Origin of the sequence: Streptomyces sp. SID14515, from assembly GCF_010548505.1 — a bacterium.
Taxonomy (GTDB): domain Bacteria; phylum Actinomycetota; class Actinomycetes; order Streptomycetales; family Streptomycetaceae; genus Streptomyces; species Streptomyces caviscabies.
The window spans coordinates 1-4,987 of the sequence record NZ_JAAGMH010000033.1; the positions used below are offsets into that span (position 1 = coordinate 1).

At 70.9% G+C, this 4,987-nt stretch carries 5 protein-coding genes and 2 pseudogenes; 5 read left to right on the forward strand and 2 right to left on the reverse strand.

The window, feature by feature from the left end:
- From G3I54_RS06160 to G3I54_RS06180, 5 genes and pseudogenes are all read left to right on the forward strand, one after another.
- Positions 1 to 247: pseudogene (locus G3I54_RS06160) on the forward strand (ATP-binding protein); the annotation flags it as partial.
- A 120-nt stretch (positions 248 to 367) separates the two neighbouring features.
- Entirely contained in the window at positions 368 to 784 is a 417-nt protein-coding gene (locus G3I54_RS06165) for a roadblock/LC7 domain-containing protein (RefSeq protein ID WP_164611930.1), read from the forward strand.
- The gene (locus G3I54_RS06170) at positions 781 to 1,137 is read left to right on the forward strand and encodes a DUF742 domain-containing protein (RefSeq protein WP_164611932.1); all 357 of its coding nucleotides are present in this window, start codon (positions 781 to 783) and stop codon (positions 1,135 to 1,137) included. Before G3I54_RS06165 ends, G3I54_RS06170 begins: the two co-directional genes overlap by 4 nt.
- Positions 1,118 to 1,732 carry an ATP/GTP-binding protein gene (locus tag G3I54_RS06175; RefSeq protein WP_164611934.1) on the forward strand — a complete coding sequence of 205 codons (615 nt, stop codon included), beginning with the start codon at positions 1,118 to 1,120 and terminating at the stop codon, positions 1,730 to 1,732. The genes G3I54_RS06170 and G3I54_RS06175 overlap by 20 nt, the downstream gene beginning before the upstream one ends.
- Positions 1,729 to 2,991, forward strand: a complete 1,263-nt coding sequence (locus G3I54_RS06180) for a cytochrome P450 (RefSeq protein WP_164611936.1) — start codon at positions 1,729 to 1,731, stop codon at positions 2,989 to 2,991. Before G3I54_RS06175 ends, G3I54_RS06180 begins: the two co-directional genes overlap by 4 nt.
- 78 nt (positions 2,992 to 3,069) lie before the next feature.
- Here G3I54_RS06180 and G3I54_RS06185 read toward each other — a convergent pair whose 3' ends face one another.
- Together G3I54_RS06185 and G3I54_RS06190 are read right to left on the reverse strand one after the other, a co-directional pair.
- Positions 3,070 to 4,221: a cytochrome P450 gene (locus G3I54_RS06185; protein ID WP_164611939.1), complete on the reverse strand. Its 1,152-nt coding sequence runs from the start codon at positions 4,219 to 4,221 to the stop codon at positions 3,070 to 3,072.
- A gap of 246 nt (positions 4,222 to 4,467) precedes the next feature.
- Positions 4,468 to 4,987, reverse strand: a pseudogene (locus G3I54_RS06190) (cellulose-binding protein); the annotation flags it as partial.

Consider the following 4,987-nt stretch of genomic DNA (forward strand, 5'->3'; position numbering starts at 1 on the left):
CTCCACCCCGGGCGGCCTGCCCGTACGCACGCCCGGCCGCACCATGGCGGAGGCGGAGCGGGAGCGCGGCCGCCATCGCGGCTCGCCCGCGCCGGCCACTCCGGCGGTGCCGCGCGGCGACACACCACGGACCTCGCCGCCACGCAGCGCGGGACAGGCGTTCGGCGCCTTCCACCGCGGCCGAAGCTCCCAGGGCAAGCCCGGAGGACCGGACGGCCCGACCGCACCGCCGACCTCCGCTCCGTAACCCGGAACGCCCATCCGTACGGTGTCCGGCCCGCCGGACGCGATCGCTCGCTCGAACATCCGAGATTGGAGGTACGGGCCCTCGGCCGGTTCCCCCGGCGCCACGGTCCCGTCACTCATCATGCAGACCACAGACAACAGCCTCACCTGGCTCCTGCAGAGGCTGCTCGAGCAGACCCCCGGAACGCGGCACGCCCTGGCCCTGTCCCGCGACGGGCTCAAGCTCTGCTGGACCGAGCACCTCACCCTCGACCAGGCCGATCAACTGGCCGCGATCTGCTCGGGCATGCAGGCCCTCGCGCAGGGCGCCTCCATCGAGTTCGGCGACGGATCCGGCGGCGTACGGCACTCGATGACGGAGTTCCACGGCGGCCTGCTCTTCATCGTGGAAGCCGGTGAGGGCGCGCATCTCGCCGTCGTCGCCACCGAGGACGCCGACCCCACCGTGGTGGGCCACCAGATGACGCAGATGGTCGAGCAGATCGGCGAACACCTGCGCGCCGCACCACGCGGCGAGGTGCGAGGGAGCGGGTCATGACCCTCCGTCCCGTCGACACCGGCGACCCCGACCGGCTCTACACGGTCACCGGCGGACGCAGCCGCTCCGCGGACTCCTTCGACCTGGTGACCCTCGTGGTCAGCGAGTGCCGGCCCACCGCCGGAATGCAGTCGGAGCACGCACGGATCCTCGACCTGTGCCGCCACCCGACCGCCGTCGTCGAGATCGCCGCCGAACTCTCGCTGCCCGTCACCGTGGTGCGCATCCTGCTCGACGACCTGCACGCCATGGGCCGTATCACCGCCCGCCACCCCCGTACGGCCGCCTCGCCCAGCGCGCTCCCCGACTCCGAACTGCTGAAGGAGGTGCTCCATGGACTCCGTAAGCTCTGAACTGCCGGGCGAGCGCACGCCGCTGGCCGACGCCGCGGAAACCGGCCTGAAGATAGTCGTCGTCGGAGGGTTCGGCGTCGGCAAGACCACCCTCGTCCGCTCGGTGAGCGAGATCCGGCCGCTGAACACCGAAGAGGTCATGACGCAGGCGGGCGTCGGCGTCGACGAGACGGACGGCGTCGACGCCAAGACGACCACCACGGTCGCCTTCGACTTCGGCCGCATCAGCCTCAACGAGCGCATCGTGCTGTACCTGTTCGGCGCTCCGGGCCAGGAACGCTTCTGGTTCCTGTGGGACCGGCTGTTCTCCGGCACCCTCGGCGCGGTGGTGCTCGTGGACACGCGCCGGATGGACGACTCGTGGTACGCGATCGACCGGCTGGAACACCACGGCACACCGTTCGTGGTGGCGGTCAACCGCTTCGACGACGACGGCGCCCACTCGCTCGACGAGATCCGCAAGGCCCTGGCGCTGCCCGAGCACATCCCGATGATCGACTGCGACGCCCGGGTCCGGCGGTCCAGCAAGAACGTACTGATCACGCTCGTCGACCATCTGCGCACGATGGCCATCGCCCGGGAGACGACACCATGAGCACCTCCAGCCCTTCCTTCGACACCGGTGCCGGCACCGGCTGCCCGGTCGCCTCCGGTGCGGTGCGGCTCTCCGGAACCTCCTACCAGCAGACGCCCACGGAGCTCTACCGCTCGCTGCGGCGGGAGCACGGCGCGGTGGCGCCGGTCCTGCTCGACGGCGACGTTCCGGCCTGGCTGGTGCTCGGCTACGCCGAACTGTCCTACGTCACCACCCACGACGAGCTGTTCGCCCGGGACTCGCGCCGCTGGAACCAGTGGGACAGCATTCCGCCGGACTGGCCGCTGCTGCCGTACGTCGGCTACCAGCCGTCGGTGCTGTTCACCGAGGGCGACGAGCACCGGCGCAGGGCCGGGGTGATCACCGAAGCGCTGGAAGGCATCGACCAGTTCGAGCTGGCCCGCGACTGCCGGCGCATCGCCGACCAGCTCATCGCGGAGTTCGCCGGAAGCGGCCGCGCCGAGCTGATGAGCAGCTACGTCCACGCGCTGCCGATGCGGGCCGTGGTCCAGATGTGCGGCATGCCGGTCTCGGGCGCGGACACCCAGCAGCTGGTGGACGACCTGCGGATCTCGCTCGACGCCGGTGAGGGCGACGACCCGGTGGCGGCGTACGGACGCGTCGGCGAGCGGCTGCGCCAACTGGTCAAGGACAAGCGGGCGGACCCCGGGCCCGATGTCACCTCGCGGATGGTGACGCACGGGGCGGGCCTCGCGGACGAGGAGATCGTCCAGGACCTGATCTCGGTGATCGCCGCGGCCCAGCAGCCCACCGCGAACTGGATCTGCAACACGCTGCGGCTGCTGCTGACCGACGAACGCTTCGCGGTGAACGTCTCCGGCGGCAGGCTCAGCGTCGGCGAGGCGCTGAACGAGGTGCTGTGGCTGGACACTCCGACGCAGAACTTCATCGGCCGCTGGGCCGTACGGGACACCCAGCTCGGCGGCCGGCACATCCGGGCGGGCGACTGCCTGGTCCTGGGGCTCGCCGCGGCCAACACCGACCCGGAGATCTGGCCGGAGTCGTACGTCGGCGCCGAGAACTCCGCCCATCTGTCGTTCAGCGGCGGCGAACACCGCTGTCCCTACCCCGCACCGCTGCTGGCCGATGTGATGGCCCGTACGGCGGTGGAGACGCTGCTGGAACAGCTGCCGGACCTGATGCTGGCGGTGGAGCCGGCGCAGCTCTCCTGGCGTCCGTCGATCTGGATGCGCGGACTGGCCACGCTGCCGGTCCAGTTCAGCCCGATGGCGCAGTAGCGGGAGCCGCAGCAGTAACGGTGTGGGCGGCCGGGGTTCACGGACCCGGCCGCCCACACCGCTCGAAGGTTCCGGTCGTCAGCCGGACACCGGCGTGAAGCGGACCGGCAGGCTCTGCGGGCCCCGGGTGAAGACACCGTGCTCGACCGGATCGAAGCCGTCGGCCGGCCGCAGATCCGGCATGGCGTCCAGCAACTGGCTCACGCCGACCTCGACTTCGGCCTTGGCGAGCAGAGCGCCGACGCAGAAGTGGCGGCCGAGCGCGAAGGCGAGATGATCGGCCGCCGCCGAGAAGGCGTTCGTGGCGGTCAGGTCCTCGCGGAAGATGTCGAAGACGTCAGGGTTCGCGTAACGGTCCTCGTCACGGTTGGCCGCGCCTATCAGGCAGGTCACCGTGGCGCCCGCCGGTATGGTGCCGCCGCTCAGCTCCACCTCCGTCGCCGACTGGCGCATGATCATGTGCACCGGCGGCGTGTAGCGCAGCGTCTCGGCGAAGGCGCGGGCGATCAGGCTCCGGTCGGCGCGGACCGCCGCCAACTGCTCCGGGTGGGCCAGCAGGTTGGCGAAGATGCCGGCGATGGCCTTGTCGGTGGTCTCACCGCCGGCCGCCAGCAGCAGACTGCAGAACGCCTTGACGTCCTCGTCGCTCATCCGGACCCCGTCGACCTCCGCGGTGCACAGCGCCGACAACAGGTCGTCGCCGGGCGCCTCACGCCGCTTCCGGATGATCGGCAGCATGTACTCGGCGAACTCGACGCGGGTACGTTCACCCGCCCGCGCCACGTCCTGATCGCCGGAGAGATTGCCGAGAAAGGCGATGACGGCCGTATACCAGCCGTGAAAACGCTCATGGTCGGATTTGTCCAGCCCGAGCATGTCCGCAATGACGTTCACAGGAAAGCGGGTGGCGTAGTCGGCGACCAGGTCGACGGAACCGGAGTCACGGAACGCGTCGATCAATTCGCGTGAATTGCGCTCGATGACCGGTAAGAACTTGTCCCGCAGCTCGCCGCCCCGGAAGGCGGGCGCGACCAGCGCCCGGCGCACGGCGTGTTCACGCCCGCTGAGCTGGAGTATCGTCCGCCCGTGCACGGGCTCGATCTGCCAGTCGTAGTTCTCGGTGGTGAATTCACCGGCTTTGTCCTTGAAGACGCGCTCGACGTCCTCATAACGCGAGACGATGTAACTCCGGGTGGCCTCGTGCCACAGGAGCGGCGACTCATGACGCATGAGGCGATATGCCTGATACGGGTCTCTCTCGAACTCGGGTGACAAAATGTCCGGCGCTGTGACCGACATGAACTCTCCCTCGTGAACGGGGAACGGAAACGTGTGAACCGATCACTCCCATCAGCTCGCGAGAACACGTATTCGTCAAGAGTTGCCACCCGTTGCGACCCGTTGCGACCCGTCGCGGCCCGTTGCGGCCCGTTGCGACCGGTCGCCGTGCATGGCGGCCTGCCCGGGCCCGGCCGCTCAGTCGTCGGCGGGGCCCGCCGCCACCCGCCCCGTCAGCGCCGCCAGCGAGCTGCGCACATGCGCCATGTGCGCCTGGACCTCCTCGCGGCCCTCCTCGTGCTCCCGCAGGATCCGCTCCGTCTCCCGGACCACCCGCTCCTCCCTGACCCGGGCCTCCGACAGGATCTCCGCCGCCCGCGCCTCCGCGTCCTCCTGGCCGTGCCGGGCCGCCTCCTGCGCGGCGGCGAGATCACGGCCCGCCTCCGCGAGCAGCGCCTCGGCCCGCTCGGTCAGCTCCGCGTGCCGGGCCTCCGACTCCGCCTCGGCCGCCGCGATTTCGGCCTCCGCCGCCTTGTGCCGCTCCGCGTGCTCCTGCTCCTGGTGGGCCAGCACGCTCGCCGTACGGCCACGGGTCTGCGCCATCGCGGCCTCGGCCGCCCCGCGCACCTCCTCGGCCTCCTCGCGGGCCGCGGCGAGCAGGCCCTCCGCCTCCCGGACCGCCCCGGCGACGCGCTCCTCCGCCGCCGCCACGGCAGCC